The 18,608-nt window shown below is 33.6% G+C and carries 15 protein-coding genes and 1 other RNA gene; 3 read left to right on the top strand and 13 right to left on the bottom strand.

The window, feature by feature from the left end:
* Positions 1-51 precede the first annotated feature (51 nt).
* On the bottom strand, positions 52-465 hold the full coding sequence (locus CP355_RS04465) for a MarR family transcriptional regulator (protein WP_098043979.1): 414 nt from the start codon (positions 463-465) through the stop codon (positions 52-54).
* A gap of 294 nt (positions 466-759) precedes the next feature.
* On the opposite strand from CP355_RS04465, the gene CP355_RS04460 reads away from it, so the two are divergent.
* Positions 760-2,454: an NFACT family protein gene (locus CP355_RS04460; RefSeq protein ID WP_025005678.1), complete on the top strand. Its 1,695-nt coding sequence runs from the start codon at positions 760-762 to the stop codon at positions 2,452-2,454.
* Positions 2,455-2,518: 64 nt separating this feature from the next.
* On the opposite strand, the gene CP355_RS04455 is transcribed toward CP355_RS04460, so the two are convergent.
* The 10 genes from CP355_RS04455 to CP355_RS04405 form a co-directional block, all read right to left on the bottom strand.
* A complete protein-coding gene (locus CP355_RS04455; protein ID WP_025005677.1) occupies positions 2,519-5,710 on the bottom strand; it encodes a carbamoyl phosphate synthase large subunit in 3,192 nt (1,063 codons plus the stop codon).
* Positions 5,711-5,713: 3 nt separating this feature from the next.
* The gene (locus CP355_RS04450) at positions 5,714-6,769 is read right to left on the bottom strand and encodes a carbamoyl phosphate synthase small subunit (protein ID WP_098043978.1); all 1,056 of its coding nucleotides are present in this window, start codon (positions 6,767-6,769) and stop codon (positions 5,714-5,716) included.
* Between the two features lie 2 nt (positions 6,770-6,771).
* Entirely contained in the window at positions 6,772-7,683 is a 912-nt protein-coding gene (locus CP355_RS04445; protein ID WP_098043977.1) for an RluA family pseudouridine synthase, read from the bottom strand.
* Positions 7,676-8,140, bottom strand: coding sequence for a signal peptidase II (lspA, locus tag CP355_RS04440; protein WP_025005674.1), 465 nt, complete (start codon positions 8,138-8,140; stop codon positions 7,676-7,678). Before lspA ends, CP355_RS04445 begins: the two co-directional genes overlap by 8 nt.
* A gap of 6 nt (positions 8,141-8,146) precedes the next feature.
* Complete coding sequence (locus CP355_RS04435) at positions 8,147-9,823, bottom strand: formate--tetrahydrofolate ligase (protein WP_025005673.1); 1,677 nt, start codon at positions 9,821-9,823, stop codon at positions 8,147-8,149.
* Positions 9,824-10,278: 455 nt separating this feature from the next.
* Entirely contained in the window at positions 10,279-11,511 is a 1,233-nt protein-coding gene (locus tag CP355_RS04425) for a metallophosphoesterase (RefSeq protein ID WP_098043976.1), read from the bottom strand.
* A 3-nt stretch (positions 11,512-11,514) separates the two neighbouring features.
* The gene (locus tag CP355_RS04420; protein WP_025005670.1) at positions 11,515-12,639 is read right to left on the bottom strand and encodes a class I SAM-dependent RNA methyltransferase; all 1,125 of its coding nucleotides are present in this window, start codon (positions 12,637-12,639) and stop codon (positions 11,515-11,517) included.
* 67 nt (positions 12,640-12,706) lie between these two features.
* Positions 12,707-13,076, bottom strand: an RNA gene (rnpB, locus tag CP355_RS04415) — RNase P RNA component class B.
* Positions 13,077-13,102: 26 nt separating this feature from the next.
* Positions 13,103-13,510 (bottom strand): DivIVA domain-containing protein, encoded by a 408-nt coding sequence (locus tag CP355_RS04410; RefSeq protein WP_098043975.1) that lies wholly within the window; start codon positions 13,508-13,510, stop codon positions 13,103-13,105.
* A 90-nt stretch (positions 13,511-13,600) separates the two neighbouring features.
* Entirely contained in the window at positions 13,601-14,170 is a 570-nt protein-coding gene (locus CP355_RS04405; protein WP_087235528.1) for a DUF1273 domain-containing protein, read from the bottom strand.
* A gap of 63 nt (positions 14,171-14,233) precedes the next feature.
* Between CP355_RS04405 and recU the strand changes: the two genes are divergently transcribed.
* Both recU and CP355_RS04395 read left to right on the top strand, forming a co-directional pair.
* A complete protein-coding gene (gene recU / locus CP355_RS04400) occupies positions 14,234-14,860 on the top strand; it encodes a Holliday junction resolvase RecU (protein WP_025005667.1) in 627 nt (208 codons plus the stop codon).
* Between the two features lie 2 nt (positions 14,861-14,862).
* Positions 14,863-17,136, top strand: coding sequence for a PBP1A family penicillin-binding protein (locus tag CP355_RS04395; protein WP_087235527.1), 2,274 nt, complete (start codon positions 14,863-14,865; stop codon positions 17,134-17,136).
* 181 nt (positions 17,137-17,317) lie between these two features.
* Here the strand turns inward: CP355_RS04395 and nth are convergent, their stop codons facing one another.
* Both nth and CP355_RS04385 read right to left on the bottom strand, forming a co-directional pair.
* Complete coding sequence (gene nth / locus CP355_RS04390; protein ID WP_056945515.1) at positions 17,318-17,938, bottom strand: endonuclease III; 621 nt, start codon at positions 17,936-17,938, stop codon at positions 17,318-17,320.
* 1 nt (position 17,939) lies between these two features.
* On the bottom strand, positions 17,940-18,584 hold the full coding sequence (locus tag CP355_RS04385) for a DnaD domain protein (RefSeq protein ID WP_025005665.1): 645 nt from the start codon (positions 18,582-18,584) through the stop codon (positions 17,940-17,942).
* Between the last annotated feature and the right edge of the window lie 24 nt (positions 18,585-18,608).

Here is an 18,608-nt window from a genome sequence, read left to right as displayed (position 1 = left end):
GACTTGGGCTTTTTTAATTATTTATTCAACTTACCGTAAAAAATTATACACTTAGAAGTCGTTTAATGAGGAAGAAGCTTGTGCAATTTCGTAAAGTTGCTTAACAAACAGACTAGAAGCATCAGAATCCAAAGATATAAAAAGAAGACTTTCAATTTTACTAAGTGTATTCTTTAGTTCTTCTGCTTTCTTTATACCTTCTAAACTTAATTTCACAATCTTACTTGAATCTTTTTCAGATCGTGTAATTTCTATAAGGCTCTTTGTCTTTTTTTGTTGAAGCTGACGACTTAAGGTAGATAAAGAAATATTAAGTGCTTTAGCTAATTTCCCCATGGCTAAAGCTTTATTATTTGTGTCATCAAAAAAAAGCAAAATTCTAGTTTGTGAAATATTCAGGCCACACTTGTGATTTATTTCTTTTTTTATTTGATCTGCAACAGTGCTAAAAAATAATACATCCATATACAAAGTCCTTTTTCTCCAAATTAGATTACTATAACTGTATTTTATCATTTAATAATCTATTTGATAATACCGTTTCCAAACTATATTAGATATATAGTGTTGTGTGAAACATTAAATATTAAAACTTTAATACTAATGTTAATTATAACTTTAATATGTCATTTTGTATTTATATTAGTTTTACCTAATTATTAATGTGTATTATTTTTAGCTTATAGTTGATAACTCTAATAATTTTAGAATATTGAATTTTATTGTTATAATATTAAACGTATTTTGAGGTGATGTATTATGGCATTTGATGGATCATTTATCCATAGTTTATTACAAGATTTAACCCCTACTCTAGTAGGAAGTCGTTTATCAAAAATTTACCAACCCTTTGATCAAGACTTAGTTTTAATCTTTAGAAAAAATCGAAAAAACTACCAATTTTTAATTTCAGCTAATGCACAATATCCAAGGATGTATTTAACTGAACAAACAATTAACAACCCTGATAAAGCTCCTATTTTTGTAATGGTATTACGTAAATACTTAGAGGGCTCTGTTTTACAATCTATTGATCAAGTAGGTTTAGATCGAATTACTAATTTCCATTTTAGTAATCGCAATGAATTGGGTGATGAAATCGAATTAGTTCTTTCCGTAGAATTAATGGGTCGTCACAGTAACGTGATTCTCTACAATCAAAAAGATAATCATATCATCGACTTATTAAAGAGAATTAATCCTGATGAAAATAGAGCTCGTATTTTATTACCAAAAGCAAAATATGAGTTACCTCCATTGAAGCCAGGAATAAATGGATTAACTTTGTCTGAAACTGAATTTAAACAACTTAGCAATGAAAATGATGCTAAAAGTTTAGCTAAGCAAATGGATGGTTTAGATAAAGATGATCGAAGTGAACTATTGGGGTACTTAGAAGATGAATACAGCTATTCTTCCTTTAAAACGTTTTTCAATCAGTTCGACAATCCACGCGCATTTGTTTTAAAGACTCCTAATAATAAGAGAAAAATCTTTTGTTATTTGCCTTATCATCTAGATCTTGAAAAGGAAAGCTCTAATCCTGACCTTAACAAAGGACTTGATGAATTTTATGAATATCAAGCTAATCGTGATTGGGTAAAACAACGCGCTAGTCAAGTAGAACGCGTGGTTAAGAATGAGCAAAAAAAGCTAAGCAAGAAAATCAAGAAATTAAAGAAACAACTCGATCTTGCTGAAAACTCAGAAGGATATCGTATTAAGGGTGAAATTTTAAACGCAAATTTAAATCAAGTGAAGCCAGGAATGACTACAGTTTCCCTGCCTAACTACTATGAAAACAATGCACCTATTGCAATAAAATTAGACCCTGCCCTTTCACCAGCACGCAATGCTCAAAAATATTTTACTCGATATAAAAAATTGCGCGATTCCATTAAACATGTTAATCAGCAAATCAAAATAGCCGAAGAAAATTTGCGCTATTTTGATTCTATTCAAACTGCTATCGATAATGCGGATCCGCAGGATATTGATCAAATTAATGATGAGTTAATCAATCAAGGATATATTCGAAAACAAAAGAAGAATAAACGAAAAAATAAAATTACAGAACGTAATCTGAATGAATTTAAACTTTCTTCTGGTAAACATGTTTTAGTTGGTAAAAACAATTATCAAAATGATTGGTTAACTTTAAAAAAGGCTAACAAATCTGATTACTGGTTCCATGTTAAAAATATGCCAGGATCTCACGTGATTTTACGAGATGATCAACCATCTGAAGACGATATTAAAGAAGCAGCTGAAATCGCAGCATTCTTTTCTAAGGGCAAAGACTCTGCCCATGTTCAAGTAGATTATGTACAAGACAAACGTGTTAAAAAGCCTAATGGTGCTAAACCCGGATTTGTAATTTATACTGGTCAAAACTCTATTGAAGTCACTCCAGTAGAGAAAGAAATTATGGCAATGAAAGTCAATAAAAAATAAGCATGCCTCTTAAACATGCTTATTGCGAAAGCTAAGTTATTTGAATAAACTTAGCTTTTTTATTTTAAATTGGTTGTGTAGTTAACGCTAGTGATTCTAATACATCTAAAATTAATTCAGCGGTTTCAATACTTGAAAATACCGGAATATGAGTATACAAAGCCTCATCTCTTATTCGTAATGCATCTTCACTAGCCGCATCAGAAAGATTAGTAATATTTACTACCATTACAATTTTATGTTGTCGGATTTTTTCTAGTAAATTGCGAGGATTATTATGGACTTTTTCTACAACTCCTGTAGTAATCCCAGCTTCCGCAAACATATTCGCAGTTCCTTCGGTTGCAATTAACTTAAAGCCCAATCTATCAAATCGACGAGCCAATTCTGTCACTCGATTTTTATCTTCATCTCTAACTGAAATAAAAATTGTCCCATAACTAGGGATGTGTAAATCACTAGCTTCGTATCCTTTGTATAATGCCTTAGCTAAATGAGTATCTCGCCCCATTACTGAACCAGATGATTTCATATTAGAATCAAATGTATTGCCACTACTATAATTAAGGAAAGAAAATACTGGCATTTTAATATGAATAAAGTTACTTGTATGCCATAGTCCATTGGGATAGCCCAAATCTTGAAGGTTATGACCTATCAAGACTTCCGTAGCGCAGGCAGTAATATCTTTATTCAAAGACTTAGACAAAAACGCTACGTTATGACCTGCATATGGCTTAATTTGTAATAAATATAATTCATCATTTACCAACAAATAATGTAAGTTAAAGATTCCTCTTGTTTGTAATACTTTTATCAATTTAATCGATTGTTGTTCAATCTTTTTTTGTTGTTCTAATGATAAATTTTGAGGTTTAATAACCGCTATTGAATCTGATGCATGTGAACCTGTTTGCTCTAAATGTTCAATAATACCAGGTAAAGTGACATTCTTACCATCCGAAATAGCTGTTACTTCATACTTATTCCCTTCAATAAACTGAGACACGGTGATTTGATCTACCTGATTTTCAGCTAAATATCTTTTAATTGCTGGAATATCATAAACTACAGCGGATTTTAATTTATTCTCTTTATTCATGCCCCCAATTAAAATTGGAAAATCATATTGATCAACAAATTCAAATACAGCATTAGGATTTGTAGTTTTCAGAGATGGTACTCGTTTTAAATCGGTCAGGGGATGATTTAATAATTCCGTAATCATATCACGAGGATCTTTAGTCTCCCATTGACCTATTATATGAAGACCATTTTCTTCCAATTGCTTACTTAATGCACTTACTCTTTTACCTGAAAATTGTAAAAGTACATCTTTAATATTTTCTCTTTTAGCAATAGTTAAAATATTTTCTAATGTAATTGATTCAAAATATACTCGATCGATATCCTTATATCTAGAAGAAACAGATTCATCATTATTTGAAAGCAAAACTGTAACATAGCCATTATTATGTAAAGTCTTTGCTGCATGAGCAATCATATAGTCAAATTCACTAGTCACAGATACTTGTAAAGGCAACATACCTAAAATTAATATCTTTTTATCTGCCGCTAAATCTTTAGCTTCATTTTGAACATCATATGCGCCATAGTAAGCACACACATTAGGCCGATAAACTCCAGCCGAACCGTCTATCTTTAAAAATGATGGTTCTAAATTATATTTACTAATTAATGATCGTACTTCCTCTACAGAAATATTTAATACCTTAGCAAGCAATGGATTAAAAAAGCCGTAATCTTTAGCTTCTCTTACTAAATCTAAAGTTAAATGCTCCTTATTTTGCACTAGTTTATTAATGATTGTGACAATATGAAGAAGCTTTTGATAATAAATTGGATGAAGGCCTGTAATTTCTTGTAATTCACTAAAAGGAATATTTTCTTTAATAGCTGCTAGTAATTTAATTAGATGTAATTCATCGGGATGCTTAAGATCTTCAATTATTTCTTCATATGTTTTCCGGCTCTCTTCTACAAAAGCAGCCCAGCCCAAGTCAAGATTAGTAGTTGCATCTAAACCTTTCAAAAACGCTGTTTCAAAATTACGTCCTACGCCCATTGCTTCGCCACTGGCTTGCATTCGATTATTCAACTGATAATGGTTATAACCTGAACCAGTAAATGACCAATAAGGTATTTTAATCGCTATTGCATCTAAAGTAGGTTCAATAGAAGCATTTAATCCTGATAATGGATCGGTTATTTCATTTAGTCGATAACCAATAGCTACTTTACTTACTACATAACCCACATCATACATGCCAATTCGTTGAGCCCAAACAGAACTACGAGTTAAACGAGGACGGATCGTCAATAATTTTGACTTAATTTGGGTGCCATGATGTTTAATAGCAAAATGAAAACTAGTAAAACCAACAATTTCCAAATTATCTACAATTCGTCTAACTGATTCTCTCAATTCTTGAATATGATCATTATTTAAAGTTAAAGACGGCATTACTATAGCTGAATCACCAGAATTTATTCCCACTGGCTCTATCGAACCAGCAAAATTAGTAAATACTAAATTGCCATCCTTATCACGTATTACATCAACAATAACTTCTTCCCAAGCTGAAAGATCCTCCGTTAATCGATAATTTTTCCATGTAAAATTATCAGTTTGTCTTTCTTCTTTAAAATAGGTCACTAAAGCTTCTTTAGTCTTAAATCGTAAATGTTCATTATGAACATAACGATTATACTTAGTAACTAATACTGGAAAAGTAACTTTGGAAAGTAAATTATCCATAGCACCATTCATATTGTCTTGAGCATTTTGATTTAATTCCCAAGACTCACTAGTATCAATTCCTAATTTATTTAAAAGCTCTGTTCTTTTTTGCTGATTACCCATCTGCAAGATACGAGAATTCAAAGTTAGCAACTGAATGCCCATTTGCTCTAAAATTCCATCTTGCAATAATTTATGAGCAACTTTTAATCCATTAGTTGAACCGTACGCAGTAATAATCGCATCTGGTTCTTCCATACGTAAAATTCGCTTAAGAAAATCTAATGTCATCGGCTCTAGATATACGGTAACATTGGACTTTTTATCCGTGGAGATAGTTGCTGGATTAGGATTAACCAATATAACTTGTATTCCTTCTTCGGTTAAGGCATCAATAGCTTCTGTAGCCATTAAGTCCATCTCAGCTACGCTACCAATCAAAGTAGGACCTGATCCGATAATTAATACTTTATCTAAATCATTTTCTAACGGCATAATTTACTCCATCATTTGTAAAAAATAATCGAAAATTTCATCTGCATCATGGGATCCTGGGGCTCCCTCTGGATTAAAAGCGGTTGCTACTATCTTGTCTTTGATATTCCAAAATCCTGCATTTAATTCACTATGAAGATCAAAATATTCACGATTCATATTCATTTTTACGCTATCAGGTAATACTAATTGATCAATATTCATTGAAGTCTGCCAAATTGCATTAGTATTTTGCTCAATTACTGGATAATTAATTCCATTGAATTCCTGAGGTAACTGAACCAATTCAAAGTCTAAATAATCACTTAACACTAAGAAACCTAATCCAATTCCTAAGATTGGATATTTGCCATAAAAATGATCTAAAATCGGAGCAATTTTATCAACTATTTCCTCCGGTTTACCTGGTCCATTTGAAATAATGATTCCTTCAGGACGTAAGTTCTCAACATCCAGCGGACTAACATTATAAGGTAAAACGGTTGTGTTTACTTTTCTAAGAGACAAAGCTCTGAGCATAGAGTGCTTTAATCCTAAATCTAAAACTGCAACTGTTTTACCTACATTTGGGGATGCATAAGCATTTTTAGTTGAAACCATTGCCGATTTATTTTTAGGCAGAACTAATGCTTTAATTTGATCAAAAGCGTGTTCATCATTAGTATCCATGATTGAGGCCTTAATAGTTCCTTCTTCCATCAAACGATGAACAAGCGCACGGGTGTCTACCTTAAAAATGGCAGGTATCTTTTTTTCTTTTAAAAACGAACTAAAATCTTCAAAATTTTCACTATCAGAAATATTCAAAGCAATATCATTAGCAATTATTCCCTTAACAGTAGGATCAATACTTTCATAGTCAATTGCATTGATCCCATTATTGCCGATCATTGGCGATGTGAAAACTAGAATTTTTCCAGCATTAGTAGGATCAGTTAATGCTTCTTGATAGCCAAAATTAGTAGTTTGAATTGCTAATTCTCCGGTGGAAATAATACTTGCGCCAATACCTTCACCAGCAAAAGAGCTGCCATCTTCTAATATCAAATAACGTTTCATTTTTATTCACTTGCTTTTTCTAATTGGGCTAACATATCCTGAAATATCTTAGGTGGTTCAACAGCGAATTCTAGCCATTCTCCTGTCCGGGGATGTTTAAAGCCTAAAACTTTAGCATGCAAAAACTGGCCGTTCCCTTTTAAAGTTTTGCGTGGACCATATAATGGATCTCCCGCAACTGCATGTCCAATATAATCTAAATGTACTCTGATTTGATGAGTTCGTCCTGTCTCGAGTTGACATTGAATTAAACTATAGCCTTTGAATTGTTTGAGTACCTTAAAATGTGTAATAGCTTTTTTACCATTTTCTACCACTGCCATCTTCTTGCGATCATATGGATTGCGGCCAATTGGAGCATCAATGACACCATTTTCTTCACTAAAATTACCATGAACAATGGCCCAATATATTCTTTTGTTTGTCTTATGAGCTAACTGATCTTCAAGTGATTCTCTTGCTTGAGCATTCTTAGCAATCATCAACAAACCTGAAGTATCCTTATCAATTCGATGTACAATCCCAGGTCTAAAACCTTCGGGAGATTGTGCCAAATCTTTTGTGTGATAAAGAAGTGCATTCACCAAAGTATGATCAAGATGTCCTGGTGCGGGATGCACCACCATGCCCTGTGGTTTATTTACTACAATTACATCGTCATCTTCATAAACAATATCAAGTGGAATATTTTCTGGAACAACATCCATTGGTTTTACCGCTGGAACATTAATTTCAATTTTGTCGCCTGCTTGAATTTTATAAGATACTTTCTCTGCTTTTTGATTAACTAGGATTTCTTTTTCTTTAACTAATTCTTTTACTCTAGTTCTAGACAAATCAGGTACTTGCTCTGAGATAAATTTATCTAAACGTCCGTGCTCATCTTTAACTTGTAATAAATATTTTTTAGGCATTTTTATCATCCTTATCTGCAAAGAAAATTAAGTAAATAAATATAATGAGCACACCAGTGGTAATAGCAGAATCAGCAATATTAAAGATGTTAAAATTAATGAAATCAAGTTGAAGCATATCAACTACATACTTTAAATGAAGTCGATCAATGAAATTACCGATAATACCACCTAATACTAAGGCTAATCCCACGTCAAACAATGCATTTTTATACTTTTTATTGAACAAAAAATATAAACAAACTGCAATGGCAATAACGCTGATAGCGTAAAATAGCCACATTTGACCAGTTAAAATATTCCAAGCTGCACCATCATTTTGTAAATAATTAAATGATAAAATTCCCGGAATAATCTGATGAACTTCACCAACGGTATAATTGCTTACAATATAATTTTTTAATCCTTGATCTGCTAAAACTACAAATAATGAAATAAATAAATATAAAAATTGCATCTTTTATTAAAATAACCCACTAATCTTGCCATTATTATCAACATCGATATCCAAAGCTGCAGGATGCTTAGGCAAGCCTGGCATATCCAATACATGTCCCGTAGTTACAACAATAAAACGAGCTCCATTTTTCAAACTGATTCCTTTCACATGCAACTTGAAATCAGTTGGAGCACCTAATTGTTTCTTATCATCGCTAAACGAATATTGTGTCTTAGCAATAATTACTGGCAACTTTTCCTTGCCTAACTTGGTTAGCTCATTAATTTGTTTATCAGCCTTTTCTGTATATTCCACTCCGCTAGCATGATAAATTTTAGTAGCTACCTTTTCAATTTTGGTTTTGACATCGTCATCTTCATCATAAGTTGATACTACTTTAGCCTTACCAGAATCGGCTAAATCAATTACTGTTTGTGCAGCTTCAATTCCGCCTTTAGAGCCATCATCATGGTAAGTAACTACCTCAGCTGGAATATCTTGTTCTTCAACTAACTTTTTAAGCAAATCAAGTTCTGCCTCAGTATCTGTTGCAAATTGATTAATTAACACAACCACCGGCACATTATATGAACGCATATTATTCATATGACGCTCTAAATTCTTAAATCCAGCCTTCAAAGCAGCAAGATTTTCTTCATCCAGATTGTCGGTCTTTCCTAAAGCTTGATATTTAAGCGCACGAACAGTTGCAACAACAACCGCTGCATCTGGCTTTTTGTCCAAGTGGTTAGATACAAAATCCATAAACTTTTGACCACCGAGATCACTACCAAAGCCTGCCTCAGTTAAAACATAATCGCTTAAATGTAGGGCAAGATTAGTAGCAATAACCGAGTTAGCCCCATGTGCAATATTTGCAAACGGGCCACCATGAACTAGTGCAGGAGTATGCTCAAGCGTTTGAACTAAATTTGGCTTTAATGCATTAGAAAGTAATGCAGCAATTGCACCTTGAAAACCGAGTTGTTTAACATAAACTGGTTGATCATCTTTGGTATAACCAACAAGCATATCACCAATTCTAGCTTTCAAATCATCAATATCTGTTGCTAAACATAAAATAGCCATCAATTCATTGGCTACAGTGATTGCAAAACTTGATTTATGCTCAACGCCATTAAACTTAGAGCCTTGCCCAACTGTAATATTTCTCAAAGCACGATCATTAACATCTAAACCGCGTTTCAAAAGAATTCGTTCTGGATCAATATTTAAACTATTATCCTGATAAATATAGTTATCTACTAATGCAGCTAATGTATCAATCGCTGCAGTTAAAGCGTGCATATCACCAGTAAAGTGTAAATTAATGTCTTCCATCGGAATAATTTGTGCCATACCACCACCGGTTGCACCACCTTTAAGTCCAAAAACAGGACCCATTGATGGTTCACGCAGAGCAATCATTGTATTTTTATGCAATTGATTATTGATAGCATCACCTAAACCAATAGTAATAGTAGATTTTCCTTCTCCAGCTGGTGTTGGCGAGATAGAAGTTACTAAAATTAACTTTCCTAATTTTTTGTTTTGGGAAATGCGATTAATAGCTTGCCAATTGATCTTAGCCTTATCATAACCATATGGTTCTAGATCATCTTCTTTTAAATTAACCTTTGCGGCAATTTCATTAATTGGTAACTCTTTAGTTTCTTGTGCAATTTCAATATCTGATTTCATCTATGCTTATTCTTCTTTCTTGAAAAAACTAAAACAGAATAGCTTTGAAATTCACTTTTTAATCGATAAATTTCAAATATACGCCATTTTGCAATTAAAACTGGTTTACTTACCTTAATTTGAGTTCTGTATGGCAATTTAAGTAAATATTTATTTTTACTATTTTCGAAAAATGAATACAACCATGTATACACTAACAAAACAATAAAAATGAATCCGACTACCATTCCAGGAATATTAATTGCTTTATTTCCTTCATAACCCAAAATAAAAGCTGTCAACAGAACGATTAAAAGCCATGAGTAATAAATTACTCCAATTGTTCCTAAAAATATAAAATGCCGTTTAGATTTTAGAATTTAGATCACACCCTACATATCATTTATTCCTTTTCTTATTGTATCAAAAACCATCAAAATAAGAGAGTACGAAATAAATCATACTCTCTTTATTTATCAATATTTTATTTTTACTTGTAAATTACTATGATCACTGGTGTCATACAGAGTCTCTAAATATAGCCTATATTCAGGATGATGTTTAATTAACACTTGATAGGCCTTTGAAGAATGAATTTTATTCAATTCACTCGCCTTAATATGATTATGCCCAGTGAAAAAGTGATAATTCATCCAGCCAAACAATTTACCCATTGCTCGAACTAAATCTATATCGTCATGATATTTATTCAATTCACTCTGCATCATATCCGCAGAGATACTGCCTAATTGTAGATTCTTTAAATACTTATGAAAATGTTCTAAGGTATAATTTTCTTTTTCTTGGTCTGTCAGGTATCTTGTCATATCAAAATCACGTCTTACATATGTAATATGACGTGAATGAACGCGCACAACCCCATATCCTTGATCATTAGAGCAAAAACTTGAAGTTACTACTTCAGTTGTAGGAGTTGTTTCTTGGGGACCCATAATATTTTGAGCATGAATGTGACCACTGAAAGCTAGTTTAACATTATATTGACTGCAAAGCCGCCTTAATTCAACTGCATCATCAACCACATATCCTTTATTTACAGCAGGATTATGAGCATATAAATTATGATGCATAAATAAAATCGGACGAAGTTGCTTTTTCTCCGCATACTGCAGCTGTTTTTTAATCCATTTAAGTTGGGATTTGCCGATCATTCCTCGCGTATGCGGAGCAGCCGTCGTTTCTTCTTTACCATATAAGTTGGAATCTGCCAATATCAAAAAATATTGTGGATTTAATTGCACACTATATGCCAAAGAACTATCATCCGTATCAACTGCTTGACGATAGGATTTAGCAAAAATTGAACGCCAAAACATTGGGCTAATTTCACCTGCATAAAATTGCTTTTTACCACGAAATTCTCTAGCCCAACCATCAAAAATATCGTGATTTCCTGGTATAACTAATACTTTCGTATGTTTTAATGGTCGAAAGATTTCGGCAAATTTTTCAGCTGATACTCTTTCACCATTAAAAGTAATATCGCCTGTGACAATAATTGCTGCAGGCTTTTTTCTTTGTGCCATTCGCATAAAAGCTGTTAGAGCAGTCTCTTGATAATATAAGTCCTTACCTTGACTAGTTTTTTGCATTTGTGAAAAAGCTTGTCCTTCATCATGCAAACTGTTTGCAATCAAATGCGTATCAGAAATTACCCAAAATTCAGTATTAAGATCCTTCGTAATCATTTTTTATCTTCTGTTTGCCCAATATTGATAGAAATCTACTCTTAAATTACCATTAAACAGCTTACGCTTCTTAGTAGCCCTTGCTCCAAAACATTTTTCAAAATTAGGATCAGCTGTTAAATAATATTGACTAAATGAGTCTAGTGGACGTAAAACTTCACCCATTTGCTTATATAATTCTTCAGCAGATTCTCGATCCTTAAGACGTTTACCATAAGGCGGGTTGGCAATAATAATTCCATTTTCTAAGTCAGTAGTAAAGTCTTTGACCGCTACTTGCTTAAAACGAATATCTTGTAAAACCCCTGCATTATGAGCGTTTAACTTAGCAACCTCAAGTACAGATTGATCAATATCACTAGCCCAAATAGGAGCGTCTAATGTTTTGACCTCTGCCTTAGCTTTTTCTAATGCAGATTTATGTAAATCGTGATTAAACCAATCGAAATTATCAAAAGCAAATTTTCGCCATGTTCCTGGTGCAATGTTTTTAGCAATTAAAGCCGCTTCAATTGCTAAAGTACCAGAACCTGTCATTGGATCAATCAGGGGATGCGTTCCATTATACGGGGTCAATTTTAATAAACCTGCCGCAAAGTTTTCCTTTAATGGTGCGCCACCATGTTCTACTCTATATCCACGCTTAAAAAGACTTGCTCCAGTAGTATCCAAGGAAATACGAGCAATATTTTTATAAATGTGAACATCCAATGGATATTCACTACCAGTTTCTGGCAAGAAGCCACGTCTATGATATTGATCAATCATCTTATTGACGATAGCTTTCTTTACGATCGATTGTACATCTGGTTCAGAGTGAAGCTTCGACTTGACTGCACGACCTTGCACAGGAAACTTAGCATCTACTGGCAACAAATCTGCCCAGTTGTAATCATAAACTTCATTAAATAGAGTATCAAAATCGGTTGCTCTAAATTCTTTTAACAAGATTTTGATTCTATCTGCAGTTCTTAACCACAAGTTAGTCTTTACAATATCTTCTTGGGTTCCCTTAAAAAACACACGTCCATTTTCGACTTTGGTCTTGTAACCCATACTTTGTAATTCTTTGTTTACAACGCTTTCAAAACCAGCGCCCATAGTTGCGTATAGTTGATATTCTTTCATTATTTCTCTTTCGTTAATTAAAAATAAAAAAAGAGCTGGACTCAAGCCCAACTCTGCCAATGTGAATCTCTATAAGCCACGTTTTGTTCCAGTAATTCTGGCAAAAATCACCTTCAGTAGTCATCTATCTTTATTGTCAAAGACAATAACCTGGTCTTTAGTTCATTTTCTTAGACCAAGACTCCCCCACCAAATTTGGGTTTCACGCTCGCAGGGTTTACCTCGTTCCACCAAAATCATTTCTAATTTTGCTTCGTCACTGTGGCACTTTTCAGGATAGTCATGCATGTCTTAAAGATTTAGCATTTTTTCCGCCGTAAGAGTTAAAAACTCTTCTCCAGCTTATTGAGCTGAATACGATCACTACAAGCATCGCAGCCTGTGCGTGCGTGGACTTTCCTCAGCTAGCATATAGCTAGCCGCGCCTACTCAAGATCCACACCGTTAACCATTATAGCAAAAATTAATGCTTTACACCATAAACATGTTGTTCAAGATTATAAACTTTTCTTTCTAAAGTTGAAATTCGTTGAATAATGGCCATGTTAGTTGAAATTTCGCCCTGATTATCATCCGCAAAATTAGGAACTGAGGCAGTTCTTCTATGAGTTGGGGTGTAAGTTTTTACTTTATCTTCCTTCTCTGTTTCAACTGTCTTCTTTTCCTTTTGTCTTTCGTCCATTATTTGACGTTGAAGTGTGCCAATTTGTCCATATAAATCTTCAATAATTTGTTGAAAATTCTCATAATCTGAAATAACTTCATCCAAATAAGCATCTACTTCGTCTGGATCATAACCTTTTACTTTACTTCTAAATTGCTTTTTTAGTATGTCTTGTGCAGATAGTTTAATATCATTTAAATTTGCCATTCTACTGACAACTCCTTTACATTCATTTTTATTTTAGCAAAAAGATAGCCTAGGTAAAACCAAGATTTCCATTTTTATAAAACTTTAAAATTATTCGGAGAAATAATTCTGTCGATGAGTCTCTTGATATTCTTCCGCTGCATCTTGTAAATCATAAAAATCAATTAAATCTAATGGATATTCTTTAGTTTCTTGGTACTTTTGAATTAAATTATAATCATATTTTGGTTTGCCGGGATGCTCTGGGTCATAAATCATCAAAGCTCTATCAGTATGTTGAACCATAAAATTTTGATAATTACGTAATTGCACCGAATTTTGATAAGGTAGATTAGAAGTTGAAGCAAAAAAGTCGACGCGTTCTTTTAAGTTTAAAAACTTAGACTGATTATTTTCATTCCAGCGATCAGCAAACTTCTCATACGGGATCATAATAGAAGTTCGCACAGGAAACTTTTGACCCAATTCTAGTCCTACTTCTGCCGCCCATTGCTCGATTCCTAAATTTGCTCCCGTAATAATCCAGTCCAACTGGTCCTCTTCAAGCAAACTCTTAAAATAATTTCTTAAAGCGTACTTAATAACAGTAATTTTAGGGTCTTTATCACCAAAAACATTTAATTCATAACTACGATAACCAGTTACCCATAAACGCTGCATTAAAAGCCCCCTATATTCAAAAATCTAGTCTTTATTGCTATAATGCTAACAGGAGTGAAGTCAATGGTCAAATATCCAAGCGGCAGTTTAGCTGCATTTAGAAAACCTATTAAAAAGAAAGAAAATAGTACTCGTCGTCCATATACTCACCGGAAAGGCGTTAACTTTTCTGATCGTGGAATGACACTTGAACAACAAATTAATGAATCTAATAAATACTATTTGACTGAGGGTATCGCCGTAGTTCATAAGAAGCCTACCCCCATTCAAATTGTTAAGGTTGATTATCCTAAACGCTCTAAAGCTGTTATTCGTAAAGCTTATTTTAGACAAGCTTCAACTACTGACTATAACGGCGTTTATAAAGGATATTATCTTGATTTCGAAGCTAAAGAAACCAGAAATAAAACCAACTTTCCTTTAAAGAACTTTCATGAGCACCAGATTTTTCATTTGAGCGCATGTTTGAAGCAAAAAGGAATTTGCTTTACAATTATTAGATTCGCTAGTTTGGAACGATATTTTGTCACTCCAGCTAGCTTTGTAATTAATGCTTGGAGAGAAAAGGATAAAAGTTCTATGACTTTAAAAGAAATCGTGGACAATTCCTATGAAATCAAAAGCGGTTTTCGTCCTACACTACCTTATTTAAAAGCAGTTGATAAATTTATTGCAGATAGGGAAAGATAATCATGACAGAAAATAATATGAAACGTGAATCACGTAGAAATTATCATAAACGAAGGTCGATTAAGAATAGTTTAGGTATCAAAATCATTAAATGGTTTTTTCTAATAGTTTTGCTATTGATTGTTTCAGGTATTGGGCTATTTGCTTTTTATGCAAAAGATGCACCTAATATCAGTCAAGATCAATTGCAAAGTGGCGGTACGTCTAGTTTATATAATAATGATGGTAAGTTTTTGTTGTCACTTGGTTCTGAAAAACGAATTTACGTAAAAAATAAAGATATACCACAATTATTAAAAGATGCCGTAGTTTCCGTTGAAGACAAGCGTTTTTATAAAGATAAGCTTGGCGTAGATCCAATTAGAATCGTCGGTTCTATGCTTACTAATGCCAAAAGCAATAGTATTGCTGCTGGTGGTTCTACTATTACTCAACAACTAGTTAAGTTAACAGTATTTTCTACTGCAGCATCACAACGTACCTTAAAGAGAAAGGCTCAAGAAGCTTGGCTAGCAGTTAAAGTACAACATGAGTTCAGTAAAGACCAAATTTTAGAATTCTATATTAACAAAGTCTTCATGAATTATGGAAATTATGGTATGGGAACTGCTGCTAACTATTACTATGGCAAGCCACTGAAAAAGCTTGATTTAGCTCAAACTGCTTTAATCGCAGGGATGCCTAATGCTCCCGTTGCCTATGATCCTTACCTTTATCCTCAAAAGGCCCAATATCGTCGTAACATTGTTTTAAAAACTATGCTACAAAACGAAAAGATCACTAAAGATGAGTATAACCAGGCAATTAATGAACCAATTACTAAGGGGCTAAAAAAGCGTCGAGCAGATAACGAATCGAAGATTCGAAAGATCGATGATCCATACATCAAAGAAGTTATTTCTGAAGTTAAGAGCAAAGGTTTTGATCCTTATAATGATAATTTGAAAATCACTATTAATATTGATCAAAATGCTCAAAACAAACTCTATGAATTGGCAAATAATGGCTCTGTCCCATTCACAAACAATAAAATGCAAATTGGTGCTACAGTGATCGATCCTAATAATGGTCATGTTGTAGCAATTTTAGGTGGTCGACACTTGCCTTCAGTTCAATTAGGCTTAGATCGTGCTGTTCAAACTGGACGATCGACAGGTTCATCAATTAAGCCAGTATTAGATTACGCTCCTGCAATTCAATATTTGAATTGGTCAACTGCAAAGATGCTTGACGATAGCAAATATGTTTACCCAGGTACTAATATCCAACTCTATGATTGGGATAATAAATATGATGGCATGATGACTATGCGTAAAGCTTTGGAACAATCACGTAATGTTCCCGCTGTTAAGACATTAGCTGATGTTGGTGTTAAACGTGCTTCTGCTTTTGCTCGTCGATTGGGCGTTAATGTCCCAGCCAATTCCGGATTATCAGTTGCTATTGGTGCTAATGCCTCTAGTTTGCAAATGACAGGTGCTTACAGTGCATTCGCAACAATGGGCATTTACCATAAGCCTCAATTTGTCTCTAAAATTGAAACACCTGATGGTTTAACTAGAAATTATGACTCTAACGGTGTTCGTGTTATGAAGAAGTCAACAGCATACATGATTACTGATATGCTGAAAGGCGTCATCAAACATGGTTCAGGTACTAATGCAAAGATTCCAGATCTTTATCAAGCTGGTAAAACTGGTACTGTTAAATATTCTGATGAAGATTTAGCAAAATACCCTGGTTATAATTCAACTCCTAAGGACTCCTGGTTTGTTGGTTACACTAGATCTTATACAATTGGTATATGGACAGGTTATGATAATTTAAAGGATGGTACTATTTCAGGTATTGGACAACAATCAGCTCAACTAATGTATAAGAGCATGATGTCTTACTTAATGAGAAATAAACCAAACTTGAATTGGGAACAGCCTAAATCTGTCATTCGTGCAAAAACTGGCGGCACTTGGCAACTATATGTTAGAGGTCATGCCCCTGCTGGTGTCAGTGATAGCGCGGCCAGTTACGATGAAGATGATGAAGAAACTGATACAAATAATGAGACCAACAATTCTGTTAATACAAACAATACTCAGTCTTCTTCTAGTGAAGCTGGTACTGCTCATCAATCAAGCAGAGTTGAAAGATCTCAATCTAGTCAAAGTAGTCGTGAACAATCATCATCTTCCGCTTCACATACTCAAAGTAGTAGGCCGACAAGAAATGAAGATAACGAAGATCATGAACAAAATCATGATGACTCTGATAAAGATTAATTGTTTAAGAGTAGACTGGCGTGTCTACTCTTTTTATTTGTCTGCCGAAACGTAGTGAAGGCAGACTTTGTTTTATGCATTTTAAATTTAGTAACAACTCACTATAATTATATTATTAAGATGAAAAAGGTTTATTTCTCTAAGCATTTTTGCAAATAGAAATAAACCTTTTTCATCTTAATTAATTCAAATATGAATATGGATCACCTTTGGCTCTGGCTGGCATTGTATATCTTCCAAATAGAATCATAGCATGATGCGTTTTAATCCATTCATTCTTAGGTAAAATTGATTCCAACCGTTGTTCAACTTCATGTGGTGTTGCCTTTTGATCAACAATATGAAACACCTTCGATATTCTTGATACATGCGTATCTACCGCAATTGCTGGAACTCCGTAACCTTCAGCTAAAACTACATTAGCAGTTTTCTCTCCTACTCCAGGTAACGTCATCAAAGTCTTCTTATCTTCAGGAATTTCACTATTATACTTTTCAACTAAAATTTGTGCAGTAGCTTTTAAGTGTTTGGCCTTTGAGCGATACAATCCAATAGTCTTAATTGTATTTTCAATCTCTTCAATTGGAGCATTGGCTAAAATTTCAGGAGTAGGAAATTTTTTAATAAAATCAGGCATAACCCGATTAACCATTTTATCGGTCGTCTGTGCACTCATCATTACTGCACACAACAAATGAAAAGTATTATCCCATTGCAATTCGCCTTTAGCATCAGGGTACATTGCTAAAATTCTTTTTAAAACACTACGTGCTTTATCATCGCTTAATAAATCTTCTGCCATCCTATCTGTTCCTCTTTAAAAATCTCTCAATTTCATCAACGGTTTTTAAGTTATGCCGCTGCCAATTAAGTAAAACTCGATCAATATATTTCAAAGAATAAGCCTGAGACAACACAGCTTCTCTCAGAGCCAATTCTATCACTTCAGGAGTATAATGATCCACACTTAGCCATTGAGCGATCTCTTCCCTCTCAATTGGGCTCAGATAACGTCCAAACTCTACCTCAACTTTACGAGAAAGATAATTTAACGGATTATTATCTAAATCATCTACAACGGATACAGTCTTTTCTCTCTTCTTATCTTTGATTAATACATTCTGATCTATATATTGATCTATAGCATCATACAATTTATTTAAGCTATATCTATTACCAATTTTATCTTGATTATCTTTTACTTGCTCAATAGTTAAATAATCTCGATCAATTAGTCTTTGAATAATATTGCCAACATCTGCTACCGTCAAATTAGTATTAGCCGCTATTTTTTCGTTCGAGGGGAACGACTCTCCACGCTGACTAAAAGCTTCCAGTTGAATAATTAACAATAACTCCGCATCACTAATATTAAGTTTAGAATAGTACGCAATTAAGCCATTTTGTAAGGTGGTAAAACCTAAAGCGCGATAATCATTAAATTGCAAGGCAGATTTCCTTTCCAAAAATAA

The sequence above is a fragment of the Lactobacillus sp. UMNPBX4 genome, assembly GCF_002554115.1.
In the GTDB taxonomy this organism is placed as follows: domain Bacteria; phylum Bacillota; class Bacilli; order Lactobacillales; family Lactobacillaceae; genus Lactobacillus; species Lactobacillus gallinarum.
Note: the sequence above shows the minus strand (reverse complement) of the source record. Positions and strands in the feature narration are given on the sequence as shown.

Bases quoted from the DNA above. Each gene is read 5' to 3' on its own strand.
- CP355_RS04420 (WP_025005670.1), bottom strand. From the start codon at position 12,639: ATGAAAGAATATCAACTATACGCAACTATGGGCGCTGGTTTTGAAAGC.
- CP355_RS04455 (WP_025005677.1), bottom strand. From the start codon at position 5,710: ATGCCGTTAGAAAATGATTTAGATAAAGTATTAATTATCGGATCAGGT.
- CP355_RS04410 (WP_098043975.1), bottom strand. From the start codon at position 13,510: ATGGCAAATTTAAATGATATTAAACTATCTGCACAAGACATACTAAAA.
- CP355_RS04465 (WP_098043979.1), bottom strand. From the start codon at position 465: ATGGATGTATTATTTTTTAGCACTGTTGCAGATCAAATAAAAAAAGAA.
- CP355_RS04395 (WP_087235527.1), top strand. From the start codon at position 14,863: ATGACAGAAAATAATATGAAACGTGAATCACGTAGAAATTATCATAAA.
- CP355_RS04445 (WP_098043977.1), bottom strand. From the start codon at position 7,683: ATGCCTAAAAAATATTTATTACAAGTTAAAGATGAGCACGGACGTTTA.
- CP355_RS04405 (WP_087235528.1), bottom strand. From the start codon at position 14,170: ATGCAGCGTTTATGGGTAACTGGTTATCGTAGTTATGAATTAAATGTT.
- lspA (WP_025005674.1), bottom strand. From the start codon at position 8,140: ATGCAATTTTTATATTTATTTATTTCATTATTTGTAGTTTTAGCAGAT.
- CP355_RS04435 (WP_025005673.1), bottom strand. From the start codon at position 9,823: ATGAAATCAGATATTGAAATTGCACAAGAAACTAAAGAGTTACCAATT.
- CP355_RS04460 (WP_025005678.1), top strand. From the start codon at position 760: ATGGCATTTGATGGATCATTTATCCATAGTTTATTACAAGATTTAACC.
- CP355_RS04425 (WP_098043976.1), bottom strand. From the start codon at position 11,511: ATGATTACGAAGGATCTTAATACTGAATTTTGGGTAATTTCTGATACG.
- recU (WP_025005667.1), top strand. From the start codon at position 14,234: ATGGTCAAATATCCAAGCGGCAGTTTAGCTGCATTTAGAAAACCTATT.
- nth (WP_056945515.1), bottom strand. From the start codon at position 17,938: ATGGCAGAAGATTTATTAAGCGATGATAAAGCACGTAGTGTTTTAAAA.
- CP355_RS04450 (WP_098043978.1), bottom strand. From the start codon at position 6,769: ATGAAACGTTATTTGATATTAGAAGATGGCAGCTCTTTTGCTGGTGAA.